Origin of the sequence: Aliishimia ponticola (assembly GCF_004803475.1) — a bacterium.
Classification (GTDB): Bacteria; Pseudomonadota; Alphaproteobacteria; order Rhodobacterales; family Rhodobacteraceae; genus Aliishimia; species Aliishimia ponticola.
Map to the genome: position 1 here is coordinate 39,108 of NZ_SRKY01000006.1, position 15,586 is coordinate 54,693.

General features: G+C 63.7%; 13 protein-coding genes. 4 read left to right on the top strand and 9 right to left on the bottom strand.

Translation table 11 applies throughout. The features are described from left to right. Positions 1–7: 7 nt before the first annotated feature. The 4 genes from E4Z66_RS18275 to E4Z66_RS18290 all read right to left on the bottom strand — a co-directional run bounded on the left by E4Z66_RS18275 (position 8) and on the right by E4Z66_RS18290 (position 6,539). Positions 8–3,643, bottom strand: a complete 3,636-nt coding sequence (locus E4Z66_RS18275; protein WP_136464528.1) for an efflux RND transporter permease subunit — start codon at positions 3,641–3,643, stop codon at positions 8–10. An 11-nt stretch (positions 3,644–3,654) separates the two neighbouring features. Further along, positions 3,655–5,109 (bottom strand): efflux RND transporter periplasmic adaptor subunit, encoded by a 1,455-nt coding sequence (locus tag E4Z66_RS18280; protein WP_136464529.1) that lies wholly within the window; start codon positions 5,107–5,109, stop codon positions 3,655–3,657. A gap of 114 nt (positions 5,110–5,223) precedes the next feature. Beyond that, positions 5,224–5,766, bottom strand: a complete 543-nt coding sequence (gene moaB, locus E4Z66_RS18285; protein ID WP_136464530.1) for a molybdenum cofactor biosynthesis protein B — start codon at positions 5,764–5,766, stop codon at positions 5,224–5,226. Next, positions 5,763–6,539, bottom strand: a complete 777-nt coding sequence (locus E4Z66_RS18290; RefSeq protein ID WP_136464531.1) for a uracil-DNA glycosylase — start codon at positions 6,537–6,539, stop codon at positions 5,763–5,765. The genes moaB and E4Z66_RS18290 overlap by 4 nt, the downstream gene beginning before the upstream one ends. A 142-nt stretch (positions 6,540–6,681) precedes the next feature. On the opposite strand from E4Z66_RS18290, the gene E4Z66_RS18295 reads away from it, so the two are divergent. From E4Z66_RS18295 to plsY, 4 genes are all read left to right on the top strand, one after another. Beyond that, complete coding sequence (locus E4Z66_RS18295) at positions 6,682–7,623, top strand: aspartate carbamoyltransferase catalytic subunit (RefSeq protein ID WP_136464532.1); 942 nt, start codon at positions 6,682–6,684, stop codon at positions 7,621–7,623. After that, positions 7,620–8,168 carry a hypothetical protein gene (locus E4Z66_RS18300; RefSeq protein ID WP_136464533.1) on the top strand — a complete coding sequence of 183 codons (549 nt, stop codon included), beginning with the start codon at positions 7,620–7,622 and terminating at the stop codon, positions 8,166–8,168. The genes E4Z66_RS18295 and E4Z66_RS18300 overlap by 4 nt, the downstream gene beginning before the upstream one ends. A gap of 109 nt (positions 8,169–8,277) precedes the next feature. Then, complete coding sequence (pyrC, locus tag E4Z66_RS18305) at positions 8,278–9,540, top strand: dihydroorotase (RefSeq protein WP_136464534.1); 1,263 nt, start codon at positions 8,278–8,280, stop codon at positions 9,538–9,540. After that, complete coding sequence (plsY, locus tag E4Z66_RS18310; protein ID WP_136464535.1) at positions 9,540–10,148, top strand: glycerol-3-phosphate 1-O-acyltransferase PlsY; 609 nt, start codon at positions 9,540–9,542, stop codon at positions 10,146–10,148. Before pyrC ends, plsY begins: the two co-directional genes overlap by 1 nt. Before the next feature lie 37 nt (positions 10,149–10,185). On the opposite strand, the gene E4Z66_RS18315 is transcribed toward plsY, so the two are convergent. The 5 genes from E4Z66_RS18315 to E4Z66_RS18335 form a co-directional block, all read right to left on the bottom strand. Beyond that, the gene (locus E4Z66_RS18315) at positions 10,186–11,172 is read right to left on the bottom strand and encodes an oligopeptide/dipeptide ABC transporter ATP-binding protein (protein WP_136464536.1); all 987 of its coding nucleotides are present in this window, start codon (positions 11,170–11,172) and stop codon (positions 10,186–10,188) included. Further along, on the bottom strand, positions 11,169–12,152 hold the full coding sequence (locus E4Z66_RS18320) for an ABC transporter ATP-binding protein (protein WP_136464537.1): 984 nt from the start codon (positions 12,150–12,152) through the stop codon (positions 11,169–11,171). The genes E4Z66_RS18315 and E4Z66_RS18320 overlap by 4 nt, the downstream gene beginning before the upstream one ends. Next, positions 12,149–13,021 (bottom strand): ABC transporter permease, encoded by an 873-nt coding sequence (locus tag E4Z66_RS18325; protein ID WP_136464538.1) that lies wholly within the window; start codon positions 13,019–13,021, stop codon positions 12,149–12,151. Before E4Z66_RS18325 ends, E4Z66_RS18320 begins: the two co-directional genes overlap by 4 nt. Next, complete coding sequence (locus E4Z66_RS18330) at positions 13,021–13,941, bottom strand: ABC transporter permease (RefSeq protein ID WP_136464539.1); 921 nt, start codon at positions 13,939–13,941, stop codon at positions 13,021–13,023. Before E4Z66_RS18330 ends, E4Z66_RS18325 begins: the two co-directional genes overlap by 1 nt. 73 nt (positions 13,942–14,014) lie before the next feature. Beyond that, a complete protein-coding gene (locus tag E4Z66_RS18335; protein ID WP_246036083.1) occupies positions 14,015–15,541 on the bottom strand; it encodes an ABC transporter substrate-binding protein in 1,527 nt (508 codons plus the stop codon). Positions 15,542–15,586: the final 45 nt, after the last annotated feature.

Below are 15,586 nucleotides of genomic sequence, written 5' to 3' on the forward strand. Positions count from 1 at the left end.
GGGGATATCAGGCCGCGCGCCGCCCGTTTGAAGTGATGGCATAGAAAAGCGCGCCCGCCGCATATCCCACCAGACACAGCACTGCCGCCCCCAGAATGAACAGCGCAAGCGCCACCGCAGGCGCATCGGCTGGCACGCTTTGCGGCAGCAGTTGCACAAGCCCAGCGGGCAATTGGCCGAGCCCGATAACAGCGCCCATCGTCGCAGCCCCCCACGCCAGAACCGCCACCCACAAGCCCATGACCAGCGCGCGCAGGCCCCACGCCCGGCGCGCAAAGGCAGCCTTGCGCATCGACCGGACCAATTGGCCCACATCATGCTGCAACGCGATCAGCGCGGGAACGACAAGCAGAACCAGCAGCATCCCGAAGCCAAGACCATAGACCAGCGTGATGACTGTCGGCTTGAGGAACTGCGCCTGCCGCGAGCCTTCGTAAAGCAGCGGCACAAGGCCCAATACGGTCGTCAGCGTCGTCAACAGCACCGGTCGCAGCCGATCCGCCGCCCCATCGATGATCGACGGGAACAACCCGCGTTCTTCCCGGTACTGGTCGATGGTCGTCACAAGAACGATGGAGTCGTTGATGATGATCCCGGTCATGCCGATCAGGCCGACCACGGTGAACATGCTGAGCGGGACTTCCCAGACGTAATGGCCATAGATCGTCCCGACGAGACCGAAGGGAATGATCGCCATCACCACGACAGGCCGTGTCCAGCTTGCGAAAACCCAGGCCAGCGCGAGGTAAATACCCACAAGACACATCACAAAGCCCGCGCCCGCCTCGGCCAGGAACTGGCTTTCCTGCTCGCTCAGCCCTGACAGCCGCCATTCGACCTGACGTTCCTGCGCGATCTGGGGGAGGATCTCGTCTTGCAGCAAGGCCTGAATTTCCGTGGCGCGGGCCGGATCGTCTTCGGAAATATCGCCCGTCACCGAAATCAGCCGCAAGCCGTTCTCGCGCTTGACGGTGGAAAAGCCCGTGCGGCTTTGCACGCTGACGATATCGGCCAAGGGCACATACATGCCATCGCCGCTGCGCATCTGCGTGCGTTGCAGGAAATCGGCGGTCAACTCGCCTTCGGGAAGCTCCACCCGGATTTCACCGCTGCGCGGTCCGGCGGGATAGGTCGCCGCTTCGATCCCGGCCAGTCGGTTGCGCAACATCGAGGAAAGATCAGCCACGGTAAAGCCCAGCGCCTGCCCCTGCGGCGTCAATTGCAGGATCAGTTCTTCCTTGTCATAGGCAAGGTTGTCCTCGACCGCGCTGACTTCGGGGAACCGGGCCAGCGCCTCTTTCAGGTCTTCCGCCGCGCCTTTCAGCACCTCGGCGTCAGAGCCGAAGAACTGCACATCCAGCGCGTCGCCGCCGGGGCCGGACCGCCAACTCCGGAAGCTGAGCTGTTCGACCAGCGGATGCTGCGCGACGCGGTCCTGCAACTCGCCCACGAATTGGAAGCTGGAATAGGGCCGCAAATCCGCGTCGATCAGTTCGATGGAAATCCCGCCCAACTGGTCGGCGTCCTTGGTGTCGGTCCCGGCAAGGCCACGCCCGGCATTGCCGCCAACCTCTGCCAGCACGAAATCGACCGGGTTGCGCCCGTAACGTTCGCCATACTCGTTCGCCAGTTCTTCTGTCGCGCGCTGCAATTCACGCATCATGGCGATGGAATCGGCGCGCACGGCACCTTCCGCCATCACGAAATTGCCTGTGACCGACCCGCGCTCGGGCGCGTTGAAGAAGCGCCATTGCACCTTCTGGTCAATGAACAGCGTCACTTGCGAGGCCAGTACGAGGAATACCCCGGCCAGAACCACGTAGCGCGCCCAGATCACGCCCGCCATCAAGGGGCGGAACAGGCGTTCGCGAACCCAGACGAAGCCGCCATTGACCACATGCGACGGCAGATCGATCCCTTCGCGGCCCATCGCATCCAGCACCGCCAGTTTGCGCGGGCGCGGCAAGATCATGAACACCGCGGCGACAATGGCCCAAGCGCCCAGCACCGCCGGCACTGCGCCGAGAATTCCATCCCATGTGGAGCCATGCAGCAGATACCATCCCGCCAGCGTGAACGCCCCGACAACACCCGCAACCGACAGCAACGCCATACCTATCCGGGTACGGGACGGCTTGGGCACCTCGGTGCGCAGCGCATGGGACATGTGGTTCGGCAGGATCAGGAAACATTCGATCAAGCTGGCTGCCAGCACGGCGATAACGGTGAAGGGAATATCCTTGATCAGATCGCCAAAGCGGCCTTCAACGAAGGTCAGCCCGAAGAAGGCGATGACCGTTGTGATCGTCGCCGCGAAGACGGGCATCGCCATACGCTGCGCCGCGCGTTCAGAGGCCGTGACCGGATCTTCCTTGTAGCGCTGCGCCCGTGCGTCGGCATGTTCGCCCACCACGATCGCGTCATCCACAACGATGCCCAGCGTGATGATCAGCCCGAACAGTGAAATCATGTTGATGGTCAGCCCGGCCACATACATCAGCGCGACCGCTGCCAGCATCGCCACCGGAATGCCCGCCGCCACCCAGAATGCCGTGCGCGCGTTCAGGAACAGGAACAGCAGCGCAACCACCAGAACCAGCCCCATCAGGCCGTTATCGACCAGAATATCAAGCCGCCCACTGATCGCTTCGGCCCGCGTGCGGATCAGTTGCGCGGTGACACCTTGCGGCATGGTCGCCTGCAATTCGGCCACGACATCCTCAACACGGTGCTGCATTTCAATCGCGTCACCGTTCTGCGCGCGGTCCACCCGCAGGGAAATCGCCGCGTTCGCGCCCACGAAATAGCTGCGTTCGCGCGCCGCGCCTTCGCTGCGGATCGTCGCCACATCACCGATCGTCACGGTGGAGCCATCGGCACGGGTACGCAGGACGATGCCCGCAATCTCATCGACAGAGCGTTTGGCCGACCCGGTGCGCACCCGCGCATTGGCCCCGGTTACATCGCCCGCAGGGTTGGCATCGACTTCCGCCGCAATGGCCGCCGCGATTTCGGCCATCGTCACGTCATAGGACATCAGCTGCACGGTCGGCACTTCGACGATGACCTGCGGCGCGGCAACGCCCCGGATCGTGGTGCGCGTCACCCCGGCCTGAAACAGACGCGAGACCAGCTCGTCGGCATAAAGCGCGATCTGATCCGCCGACACCGGGCCAGAGATCACCACATCCGTAACCCTGTCGCGCCACACACCACGGCTGACAGTGGGCGCGTCGATCTCTTCGGGCAGGGTCGTGACGGCATCCACCGCCGATTCAACGTCATCGGCCGCGCGGGCCATGTCCCAGCCCGGCTCGAACTCCATCAGGATGGTGGCGCGCCCCTCGGTGGAGGTGCTGGTCGTGCTTTCCACCCCTTCGACCGCCAGCAGCGCGGGTTCAAGAACCTGCACGATTCCCGCATCCACGTCTTCCGCCCCGGCCCCGTCCCATTCGGCAGAGACCGTCACACTGTCGATCACCACATCGGGGAAGAACTGCGCACGCATGTTGGGCACGGCAAACAGACCCGCCAGCAGCAGCACAAGCAGCAGCAGGTTCGCCGCCGTTCCGTGACGTGTGAAGTAGGAAAGCAACCCGCCTGCAGCGCCGGGCAGGTCTCGGATCGGGCGAGTGGCTTTCATCGGGGTATCTCCTAGCTGCCCATGCGGCTTTCAAGGCGTTCGATCATCTGCGCCGGCACCTGCGGTTCAGACAAACGCAGCAGCACGCGCGCTTTCACATCGTCGGGCATACGTTGGTTCGCCTCGACGAACGCGACCAGCTTGGCGCGCCTCTCTTCGGTCAGTTCAACCATGTCGGGGGCGTCGGGGGTCTGCGCCTCGCCCTCCAGCGGGCGCACCGCGATACCGGGGCCAAGCAAAGGCGTGCGCGTCGTCACGATCCGGCGCCCCGCAAGCTCTGGCCCGCGCAGAAGCACGTCATTGCCTTGGCGGCGGACTAGCTGGGCATCCAGCGCCTCAAGCCGGTTGTCGTCATTGACCGCAAGCACAGTCCCGGAACCGTCAAAGGCAGAGGCCGGCAAGCGCACCACCCGGTCGATCGGCGGCTCTTCCACGGAAACGGTCACGAAATCGCCGGGCTTGAACCCGCGCGCGCCGTCCAGCGCCGCAAAGACCAGCCGCCCGGATTCCGCTTCGCCCACGGCGGCACTGTCGCGCAGCACACGACCTGTTGCGACCAGGTCCACCCCGGCCACGTCAAGCCGCGCCTTGATCGGCAGGTTCGGCAAGCGCCCATCGTCATCAAGCAGCCGGACATATTGCGCCGTGGACAGCCGGAAAGAGACTTCCAGCGCGGCAGGGTCGATCAGCGTGGCCAGCTGTTCGTTGTCCGAAACAAGGCGCCCAAGGGTCAGGGAGACGCCGCTGAGGCTGCCTGCGAAGGGCGCCGTCACGATCGTGTCCACAACTCGCCGTTCGGCGTCTTGCAGAATAAGTTGGGAGCGTTTGAGCCGCGTTGCAGATTGCGCGATCCGCGCCTGCGATTGCGTGACCGCCTGACGGCTGGCCAAAACCATCTGGCGCGCGGCGGAATCCGCAAGCTCTGCCGTTTCCACGGCGGCAGCGGTGCCAACCCCGCGTGCGGCCAAATCCTGTTGACGTTGCAGAGCGCGTGTCCGCAGTTCCGCTTGTTCGAGGGCCGCGGCCAATTCGTCCTTGGCCAGCAGCAGCGCCGCTTCGGCATCGCGCACTTCAGCTTCGGCATCCGACAAATCGGCGGCCACAGCATCACGCGCCGATTCCGCATCGCTGGGATCGAGCCGCAGCAGCACTTCGCCCTCGGACACCACGCCGCCCTCGGCAAAGCTGTCCGACATTTCGACGATGCGGCCCGAAGCGGCTGCCCGCAGTTCAAGCGTGCGTTTCGCGCGCACCTCGCCAAAGGCTTCGAGAACCGGCGTTTCGCGGCCCGGCACCGCGGTCTGCACCGCCACGGCAAAGACTCGCTCCCGCTGCGCGGGGGCCCGATCTTCCGAGGCCATCCGCGCCAAGACCGCGCCGCGCACCATATTGGCCGCATAGCCCAAAAGACCAAGAGTCATCGCCGCCAGAAATAGCCCCATCACCGATTGGCGCAAGAATCGCATACGTCATGCCCTTTCGACGGAAATCGCGTAGACTAAAGATAAACTCTTTGCCGGATTTTCCAAATGCTTAGAGGATTGAACGGACCAGCCGCGTATTTCCGTCGCACCGATCGATCATTTTCTGCGCTGATGCTCGTCAAGACGCGGCATGATCTCAACGAAGTTGCAGGGTCGGTGGCGGTAATCCAATTGATATTGCAGGATTTCATCCCACGCATCCTTGCAGGCACCGGGGCTGCCCGGCAGTGCAAAAAGATAGGTTCCCCCCGCGACCCCCGCCGTCGCGCGGCTTTGTACGGCAGAGGTTCCGATCTTCTGCATTGACACGATCGTGAAGACCGTCCCGAAGGCGTCGATCTCTTTTTCATAGACGTCGCGATGGGCTTCGACCGTCACATCGCGCCCGGTCAGCCCTGTCCCGCCGGTCGAAATCACGACATCCACATCCGCGTCCGCGATCCAGTCCCGCAGTTGGGCTGCGATGGCGTCGCGCTCATCGCGGATGATGGCGCGGGCGGCAAGACGGTGGCCTGCCGCCTCGATCCGGGCCACCAGCGTATCGCCAGAGCGGTCATCCCCGGCGCTGCGCGTGTCGCTGACGGTCAGCACCGCGATCCGCACCGGGATGAAAGTCTTGCTGTCGTCGATGCGGCTCATGTTTTCTCCAGTTTTGCGCGGATTTGCAGAAGGTCCGCCCATGCCTCGCGCTTGGCGGAGGGCGTGCGCAGCAGATAGGCCGGGTGGAACATCGGCATTGCCGGCAGGCCCTGAACCTCTTCCCAATTGCCGCGCAAGCGGGTGATCCCACGCCGCCCAAGCAAGGCCTGGCACGAGATATTTCCCATCACGATCAACAGCTTCGGCGCGGCCAGTTCGATATGGCGCTGCAAGAACGGCTGCATCATGGCGATCTCGTCCGGCCTTGGGTCACGGTTCTGTGGGGGACGCCATGGCAGCACGTTGGTGATATAGACATCGCGGGCGCGGTCCCGCGCGATGGCTGCCAGCATCCGGTCAAGAAGTTGCCCGGCCCGGCCCACGAAGGGTTTGCCCTGCCGGTCCTCGTCGCGGCCCGGCGCTTCGCCCACAATCATCAGCGGCGCGCCTGCCACCCCATCCGAGAAGACAAGGTTGCGCGCCCCGTGACGCAGATCGCAATGGGGGAAATCGGCCAAAGCCTGACGCAGCGCGGCCAGATCCGCAGCGCCTTGCGCGGCTTTGCGGGCTTCGACCACGGGATCGGGCTCTGCCGGTTTGAGGGCCGGTGTGGCCGCGGCATCCGCTGCTGCGGCGCCTGCTGTCGCTGGCTTTGCCGGTTTCGCGGCCAGCGCATAGCGATCGACCGGCGCGTCCAGCACCGCTTCGGTCGCCCCAAGCTCCACCTGCCAAGCCAGCGCCGCGAGGGCACTGTAATATTCCACCGAATCCATGCTGGGCAATCTAGCGCCCTCTGCGCTGGTGCAACATACCCGATCGCAGCTCGCCCCGTTCCGGCACACGGTTTTGCCGCTGGCACCCGCTTGCCCCTGCGAGGCCGCGCTTTATACTGATACCGTTCATTGCGGAGGCCCCATGAGTTTCAGACATCGTCATCTTCTGGGGATCGAACCGCTGGCCCCGACAGATATTTCCGCCATTCTCGACCGCGCCGAAACCTATGTGGACCTGTCACGCTCTGACAGCAAGCATTCCGACCTGCTGGCCGGGATGACGCAGATCAACATGTTCTTCGAAAACTCCACCCGCACGCAGGCCAGTTTCGAACTGGCGGGCAAGCGGCTGGGGGCGGATGTGATGAACATGGCGATGCAGGCCTCGTCGATCAAAAAGGGCGAAACCCTGATCGACACGGCGCTGACACTGAACGCGATGCAGCCGGACCTTCTGGTTGTGCGCCACCCCAATTCCGGGGCGGTCGACCTGCTGGCGCAGAAAGTCCATTGCGCCGTGCTCAACGCTGGCGACGGGCGGCACGAACATCCGACGCAAGCGCTGCTGGATGCGCTGACGATCCGCCGCGCCAAGGGGCGTCTGCACCGGCTGTCCATCGCGATTTGCGGCGACATTGCCCATAGCCGCGTGGCGCGATCCAATATCCTTGCGCTGACCAAGATGGAAAACCGCGTGCGCCTGATCGGCCCGCCGACGCTGCTGCCTGCCGGAATTGGCGAGTTCGGCGTCGAGGTGTTCCATGACATGCATGAAGGGCTTGAGGACGTGGACGTGGTGATGATGCTGCGCCTGCAACGCGAACGGATGGATGGCGGCTTCATCCCGTCAGAGCGTGAATATTACCACCGCTATGGGCTGGATGCCGACAAGCTGTCCCGCGCCAAAAGCGATGCCATCGTGATGCATCCCGGCCCGATGAACCGCGGCGTCGAGATCGACGGGACGCTGGCCGACGACATCAACCGGTCGGTCATTCAGGATCAGGTCGAAATGGGCGTCGCCGTGCGCATGGCCGCGATGGACCTTCTGGCCCATAATCTGAGGGAGCGGCGCGCGGCATGAGTCTTGATGTCAAACAGAACGAATTTGGCGTGATCCGGGTATTCGCGCTGTCGCTTCCGGCGGCAGAGGCGAAAACCCTTCGTGATGACGGCCCCGAACCGGACACCGCCGCCGAGCGGCGCGCGCAGTTGCTGGGCGTGCGCGATCTGAACCCCGCCTATGTCGAAGTCTTCCCGGTCAGCGATCTCGAAGAGTTGGGGCTTGCGGGCTATCTGGTTGAGGGCAATGGCGTCGACCCCGAAGAGCTGGCCCCGCATCGCGCCCGTCTGGCGGCTTTGGACGGCTGGGTGATGATCGTCTATTCACAGGCTTTCGGCGATCAGGCCGTGACGCTGCGCCCCGCGCCCGAAGCAACACTGATCGCGACGCTGCACCAACCCGGCACCGATTGGCGTAACAGCCAGCCCTTGGAAAGCCGCGCGGCAACGACACTTGCGCCCGGCAAGCCCGCCCCCTCCGATGCCGCCATGTCGGGACGGATCGCGATGGCCGCGCTTCTGGTGATCTTTTTGCTGACCGCCCTGATGATCTGGGTCGCGACCTGATCGCGTATCGCCGCCGGGCCCTGCGCCCTCCCCTTGCTCGGGCCGTTTACTCTAGACATCTTGCGCCCCATCCATGACAACCCTTTCGCAGCAACGCAGCGGGACTTTTATGACGACGCTCCATTTCACGAATGCCCGCCTGATCGATCCGGAACAGGGAACCGATACTGTTGGCGAGCTTTGGGTGTCGGAGGGGCGCATCTGCGCGCCGGGCACCGCAGACAAGCAGATCGACTGCCGGGGAAAGTGCCTCGCGCCGGGGATCGTAGATATCGGTGTGAAAGTCTGCGAGCCGGGGGACCGGCACAAGGAAAGCTATGCATCGGCGGGCCGCGCGGCGGCGGCAGGCGGGGTCACGACCATGGTGACACGCCCCGACACCAACCCGCCGATTGACACACCCGAAACGCTGGAATTCGTCACGCGGCGGGCGCAGGCCGATAGCGTTGTGCATGTGCTGCCCATGGCGGCGCTGACCAAGGGCCGCGCGGGCACCGAGATGACAGAGATCGGCTTCCTGATGGATGCCGGCGCGGTGGCCTTCACCGATTGCGACCACGTCGTGACCGACACCAAGGTTCTGTCTCGGGCGCTGACCTATGCAAAATCCTGCGGCGCGCTGGTCATCGGCCATATCCAAGAGCCGGGCCTGTCCAAAGGCGCCTGCGCCAGTTCCGGCAAATTCGCCAGCCTGCGCGGCTTGCCCGCTGTCTCCCCCATGGCAGAGCGGATGGGCCTCGACCGGGATATCGCGCTACTGGAGATGACCGGCGCGCGCTATCACGTGGACCAGATCACGACGGCCCGCGCCCTGCCCGCGCTGGAACGCGCCAAGGGCAACGGGATCGACATCACTGCAGGTACGTCGATCCATCACCTGACGCTGAACGCCTTCGACGTGGCCGATTATCGGACCTTCTTCAAACTGAAGCCGCCGCTGCGGGACGAGGATGACCGCCTTGCCGTGGTGGAGGCCGTCGCCAGCGGGCTGATCGACGTGATTTCGTCGATGCACACTCCGCAGGACGAGGAAAGCAAGCGCCTGCCCTTCGAAGAAGCCGCCGCCGGGGCCGTCGCGCTGGAAACGCTGCTGCCTGCGGCGATGCGCCTTGTGCATGGCGGCTACATGGATTTGCCGACATTGTGGCGGGCGCTGTCCGTCAACCCGGCGCGGCGGCTGGGGCTGGACACCGGACGGCTGACCGAGGGCGCGCCTGCCGATCTTGTCCTGTTCGATCCGGACGCGCCGTTTCAACTGAACCGGTTCAATCTGCAATCAAAGTCCAAGAACACGCCTTTCGATGACGCACGCATGCAGGGCAAGGTTCTGGGAACTTGGGTCTCCGGGGCCCGCGTCTTTGGAGATACCTAATGCCCCCTATTGAAAGCAGCATCGCGGTTCTGATGCTTTGGACGGTCATCGGATACCTTTTGGGGTCGATCCCCTTTGGCATGGTGCTGGCCAAGTCAATGAACCTTGGCAATCTGCGCGATATCGGTTCGGGTTCAATTGGGGCGACGAATGTGCTGCGCACCGGATCGAAGAAGGCCGCAGCGCTGACCCTTGTGCTGGACGCGCTGAAAGGGGCCGTCGCCGTGCTGCTTGCACGTAGTGTCGCCGGTGAAGATGCGGCGCAATTGGCCGGTTTGGCGGCGATGATCGGGCATTGCTATCCGGTCTGGCTGAAATTCAATGGCGGCAAAGGTGTTGCGACCTTTCTTGGCCTCGCCCTTGCGCTAAGCCTGCCTGTCGGCATCGGGTGCTGCCTTGCGTGGCTTGCAGGCGCGGCGCTATTCCGCATCTCGTCGATGGCGTCGCTGATCAGCGCGGCGGCCTCCACCTTCCTTGTGGTTCTGCTGGACACCGGCCCGTTCTTTGCGCTTTTTGCCGTGCTGACCCTGCTGATCTTCTGGCGGCATCGCAGCAATATCTCCCGCCTGAAAGCCGGCACCGAACCCAAGATCGGCCAAAAGACCTGACCGCCAAGGGCGCGCGCCTTCGGCCCGCCCGGCCCGGTTACTCTGCCGGTTGAGGCAGGATCGCATCGCTCGGCAAGGAACGGCCCGCGATGGCGCAGCGCACCATTCCGCCGTTCAGCGCGCGCAAGTTCTGCGGCGTGGTCCGACAGCTCTCCTGCACTTCGCGGCATCGCGGCGCGAAAAGACACCCGGCCTGCCGTGCGAAAGGGTCCGCCGGGGCCGCGCCGATCAGTTGCTCCGGCATACCAGTTTCCGGGTCCGGCAACAGCGTCGCCGCCAAAAGCGCCTTGGTATAGGGGTGCTGCGCCGCATCGAACAGCGCGTCAGTCGGTGCTTCTTCGACCTTTTGACCAAGATACATCACCGCCACGCGGTCCGCCAAATGTTCGACCACTGCAAGATTGTGACTGACGAAAACCATTGTCAGCCCCAGCTCTTTCTTGAGCGACAACAACAGGTTGATGATCTGCGCCTGCACCGACACATCGAGTGCCGAGGTCGGCTCGTCGCAGATCAGGACGCGCGGCTTCAGGATCAACGCGCGGGCGATGGCGACGCGTTGGCGCTGACCGCCCGAAAGCTCTCCGGGATAGGCATCGGCCAGCCGTGAGGGCAGACCGACAAGGTCCAGCATCCGCTTCACTTCAGCCTGCTCGTCAGTGCCGCCATGCAGGCGCAGGGGCTGCGCGATCAGTGTTTCGATCCGTTTGACCGGGTTGAGCGAAGCATTGGGGTTCTGAAACACCGGCTGGATCAGGCGCACCCGCTCTGCGACCGGCATCGTGCCGATCTTTTGCCCGGCGATTTCGACCTCGCCCTGATCGGGCTGTAGCAGCCCCAGCATGATGCTGACCGCCGTACTTTTGCCGCAACCGGACTCGCCCACAAGGCCCAAGGTTTCGCCTTCGGCCACCTCAAGCGACAGATCATTGACCGCCAGCAGATCTTCGGCCGGGGCAAACAGCCCGCGCCGCAGCCGATAGGCTTTGCGGATACCGGACATGCGGATCATCGGGGGGGTCATGCGGCCACCTCTGCGGCTTTGTAACACTCGACGAAGCGGCCCGGCGCAGGGCTGTGTCGCGGAACCGGGTCCTGGCTGCATTCTGCCCCGGCAAGGGCGCACCGGTCACGAAAGGCGCAGCCCGTCATGGTGCCGATCAGCCCCGGCACACGGCCCGGAATGGCGGGCAAGGCGCTGCCGCGCGGGGTCAGGCCCGGCACCGGGATCGCGGCCAGAAGCCCTTGGGTATAAGGATGCTGCGGCGCGCGAAACAGGTCCTTGACTGGCGCGCGCTCGGCGATGCGGCCTGCATACATGACCGCCACTTCGGTGGCGATGGCTGCGACGACGCCAAGATCATGGGTGATCAGCAGCAGCGACAGACCAAGGTCGGCCTGCAACTCGCCCAATAGCGCCAAGATCTGCGCCTGGATGGTGACATCAAGCGCCGTCGTCGGCTCATCCGCGATCAGAAGCTTGGGCCGCCCCATCAGCGCCGAAGCGATCATGATGCGTTGGCGTTGCCCGCCGGAAAACCCGTGCGGGTATTGTGTCAGCCGTGCTGCCGGATTGGCGATCCCGACTCGGTCGAGCATTTCGATGGCGCGCGCGTCCGCCTCCTTGCGGCTCAGTTTCTCGGCGCGCATGACGCCTTCGGTCAGTTGCCGCCCAATCGTCAGGGTCGGGTTCAGCGCGCTGGTCGGGTCCTGAAAGATCATCGCCACATCGCGTCCGCGCATCTTCGCCAGTTTTGCATCGGTCTTGGCGGTCAGGTCCTGGCCTGCCATCTCGAACCGGTCTGCCGTCACCTTGGCATAGCGGGGTAACAGCCCCATGAGAGCCGTCGCCGTCAGCGATTTGCCGCACCCGGACTCGCCCACAAGGCACAGCGTTTCGCCCTTGGCAATCGACAGGTCCACGCCCCGTACCGCGTTCAGCGTACCGCGTTCAGTCGGCAGCGCGACCTTGAGGTTACGGATATCCAGCATCTTGTCGGTCATTTGCGTACAGGCCCCGTGATGTCGCGCATCCCGTCGCCAAAAAGGTTGACCGCCAGCACCAGCAGGCAAAGCGCAGTGCCCGGCAGCGCAATCAGCCATGGATCGAACAGGATGTTGTCGCGCCCTTCCGAGATCATCAGCCCCCAGCTTGGGGTCGGCGGACGGACGCCAAGGCCCAGAAAGGACAGGGCAGCCTCCAGCAGGATGACGTTGGCGACCTCCAGCGAGACGACGACAAGGATCGTGGCCCGCATATTGGGCAGGATTTCAAGGAACAGGATACGCGCGCGGCTGGCGCCGATAGCGCGTAGGCCCATGATGAATTCCTGATGCCGCAGGCTTTGCGCGGCGGCGCGGGTCACGACCGCGAACCGGTCCCACAAAAGCAGGCCCAGAACGGTAATCAGCGTGGTCAGCGATGCGCCGCCCAAGGCGACTGCCGCCAATGCCACCAGAACGATCGGGAGCGACAGGCGCGTTGTGATGGCGAAGCTGATCACCATATCGACCCAGCCGCCGAAATACCCCGCCAGCAATCCCAGCGTGATGCCGATGGCGCCGGAAACCAGGATCACGCCCAGCCCGACCCCCAGCGACACCCGCGCGCCATAGATCAGGCGCGACAGGTAATCGCGGCCAAGGTGATCTGTGCCGAGCAGATGCTCTGGCACGGACCGGTCATGCCAGAAGGGGGGCAACAGACGGCGGGTCAGGTCCTGGGCAACCGGGTCATGGGGGGCCAGAAGCGGCGCGAAAAGGGCGATCAGCACGATCACGGCCAAAAGCGTCCCACCGATCAGCGCGCCGGTATTGCCGCGCATCTTGCGCCAGATACTGGGCCGCGCCGCTTGAGTGGAAAGTTCAGCCATCAGGATGCCCCCCGCAAGCGCGGATCAAGCACCGCGTTCAGAATGTCCGCCAGCGTAGTCAACACCACGTAAAGCAGCGACAGGATCAGGATGATCGCCTGCACTACGGGCAGATCGCTTCGCAGCAGCGATTCCCATGCAAGACGCCCCAGCCCATTCAACGCGAAGACGCTTTCGATCACGATGGACCCCGACAGAAGCTGCCCCAACTGGACCGCCGCCAGCGATACCAGCGGCAGCACCGCATTGCGCAGGGCGTGGCGCGAGATAACCAGATGCATCGGCAGGCCCTTGGCCTTGGCGGCACGGACATAATCGGTGGCCAGCACGTCGATCATGCCGGACCGGGTAATGCGCATGAGTTCGGGAATGGCGTAATAGCTCAGGACGACGACGGGCAGGATATAGCCCTGCCATGTCTCAGCGCCCGAAATCGGCACCATCCCGTACCAGACGCCAAAGACCACGATGGCCATCAGCCCCAGCCAGAAGCTCGGGATTGCCTGACCGGAGACCGCGATAACCAAGGCAATGCGATCGATCCAGCCGTTTGGCCGCAGCGCCGCCGCAATGCCCAAAGGCACCGCGATCACAAGCGCGACGAGGAAGGAGATGAACCCCAAGGTCAGCGTGACACCGACCCGGTTGCCGATGATTTCCGTCACCGGCACGTTGAAATAGATGCTCTGCCCCAAATCGCCGGTCAGCGCGCTGCCGATCCAATCGAGATATTGGATAACCAAAGGCCGATCAAAGCCATAGGCCACGCGAATTGCCTCTGCATCCTCGGCCCGGCCACCGGAGCCCGCGATGGCAATTGCCGGATCGCCTGACAGGAACATCAAACCAAAGCTGAGCGCCGAGACGGTCACACAGACCAGAAGCGCGACAAGCAGACGTTTGGACAGAAAAGACAGCATGAGGGCATTCCAATATATGGGCCGGACGGCTGGGGAGAGGGACCGCCCGGCCCGTTGCATTGGCAGGGTCAGCTTATTTCCAGCTGGACGCCCACCAACGGGCGAACTCATCCGGATGCGGTGTGAAGTCCAGATCATTGGACAGGCCGTAGTTCACATTGAAGTTATACATCGGCATCCAATAGGCTTCATCCGCGATCCGTTTGACCGCCATTTCGTAGTTTTCGGCCCGCACATCCCGGTCGGACGCGGTGTCCGCCTCGGTCAGCCATGCGGCCAGTTTCTCGTCCTGCACCAAGTCATCCGCGCCGCCCCCGAAGAAGTTCGACAGGATGAAGGCCGTGTCGCCAATGCCGTAGCTGCCCCAGTTGGAGAAGAACGCCGGCAGTTCCTTGGCTCGCCATTTGCCGATGCCTGCGGAATATTGCTGTTCGTTCAGCACCAGCTTCACGCCCACCTTGGCCAAATCCGCGGCCACCGCTTCGGCTGTGGGGCGCGGCATGGCAGAGAACACCATTTCCATCTCGAAGCCGTCGGGATACCCGGCCTCGGCCAGCAGCGCCTTGGCTTTTTCAGGGTCGTACTCATAGGACGTCACATCCTGCGCGCAGCCGAATTGCGCCGGGTTGCAGGGCGTGTTCAGCACTTTGGAGGCCCCGCCCGCGAAGGCATCGACGATCGCGCCCCGGTTGGTGGCGTGGATCAGCGCCTGGCGCACCAGTTTGTTGGCAATCGGCGTGTCGCCTGCCATCGCCTCGGGGGCGAAGCCGACATAGCCGATGCGCATGATCGGCGCGCTGACGATTTGCACGCGGCCTTCCAGACGGTCGGCCTGATCCGGCGGAATACGCCAGATCCAGTCGAGAGAACCGGACATCAGTTCGGCAAACTGGGTGTTCATTTCAGGGATGGTGCGGACCACGATCTTGTCGATGGTCGCGCCAGATTTGGGGCTGCCCGCATAGTGATCTTCGAAGCGTTCCATCTCGTAGCGGATGCCCGGCTCTTGCGCGACCAGCTTGTAGGGACCGGTGCCGATGGGCGTGGCCGCCATCCCGGCAGAGCCGTTCTCGGTGAAGAAGGCATGGGGATAGATCGGCAGCGCGTCGGCCAGCATTTCAATCGCACCGGCGAAGGGCTTCGCCATGTTGATGCGCACCTTGTAGTCGTCCAGCTTTTCGACGCTTTCGATCCAATCGACCGAGATGGAATAGCGTGTGCCATATTCCGGGGCGATGACGGTGTTGAGCGTGGCGACGACATCATCTGCAGTGAAATCCGCGCCATTGTGGAACTTCACACCTTCGCGCAGGGTGAATTCCATCGTCAGCGGGCCGGTGAATTCCCAGCTTTCGGCCAGCGCGGGCACGATCTCACCGGTATCGAGGTTCTTGTAGAGCAGGCCATCATAGATGTGGCGCGCAAGGATCAGGCCCTGACGGCCCGCGATCTTGTAGGTGTCGAGCGGCTCTGGTTCGGCCGCAAAGGCCACGTTCAGCGTGTTCGATGCCTTATCCGCCAGCGCGGGCGTGGCCAGTGTCAGCGAGGTGCTGGCGGCCAGCGCGGCCAGACCTGTCATGATTTTGGAAGTGAACTGCATTACGTCTCTCTCTGTTGGGGTGGCGTGGTTGGAAGATTTGAGGGG

Excerpts from the sequence above, each read along its gene's own strand:
- E4Z66_RS18290 (WP_136464531.1), bottom strand. The coding sequence starts at position 6,539 with ATGGATTCGGTGGAATATTACAGTGCCCTCGCGGCGCTGGCTTGGCAG.
- E4Z66_RS18275 (WP_136464528.1), bottom strand. The coding sequence starts at position 3,643 with ATGAAAGCCACTCGCCCGATCCGAGACCTGCCCGGCGCTGCAGGCGGG.
- E4Z66_RS18280 (WP_136464529.1), bottom strand. The coding sequence starts at position 5,109 with ATGCGATTCTTGCGCCAATCGGTGATGGGGCTATTTCTGGCGGCGATG.
- pyrC (WP_136464534.1), top strand. The coding sequence starts at position 8,278 with ATGACGACGCTCCATTTCACGAATGCCCGCCTGATCGATCCGGAACAG.
- E4Z66_RS18300 (WP_136464533.1), top strand. The coding sequence starts at position 7,620 with ATGAGTCTTGATGTCAAACAGAACGAATTTGGCGTGATCCGGGTATTC.
- E4Z66_RS18315 (WP_136464536.1), bottom strand. The coding sequence starts at position 11,172 with ATGACCCCCCCGATGATCCGCATGTCCGGTATCCGCAAAGCCTATCGG.
- moaB (WP_136464530.1), bottom strand. The coding sequence starts at position 5,766 with ATGAGCCGCATCGACGACAGCAAGACTTTCATCCCGGTGCGGATCGCG.
- plsY (WP_136464535.1), top strand. The coding sequence starts at position 9,540 with ATGCCCCCTATTGAAAGCAGCATCGCGGTTCTGATGCTTTGGACGGTC.
- E4Z66_RS18295 (WP_136464532.1), top strand. The coding sequence starts at position 6,682 with ATGAGTTTCAGACATCGTCATCTTCTGGGGATCGAACCGCTGGCCCCG.
- E4Z66_RS18335 (WP_246036083.1), bottom strand. The coding sequence starts at position 15,541 with ATGCAGTTCACTTCCAAAATCATGACAGGTCTGGCCGCGCTGGCCGCC.
- E4Z66_RS18325 (WP_136464538.1), bottom strand. The coding sequence starts at position 13,021 with ATGGCTGAACTTTCCACTCAAGCGGCGCGGCCCAGTATCTGGCGCAAG.
- E4Z66_RS18330 (WP_136464539.1), bottom strand. The coding sequence starts at position 13,941 with ATGCTGTCTTTTCTGTCCAAACGTCTGCTTGTCGCGCTTCTGGTCTGT.
- E4Z66_RS18320 (WP_136464537.1), bottom strand. The coding sequence starts at position 12,152 with ATGACCGACAAGATGCTGGATATCCGTAACCTCAAGGTCGCGCTGCCG.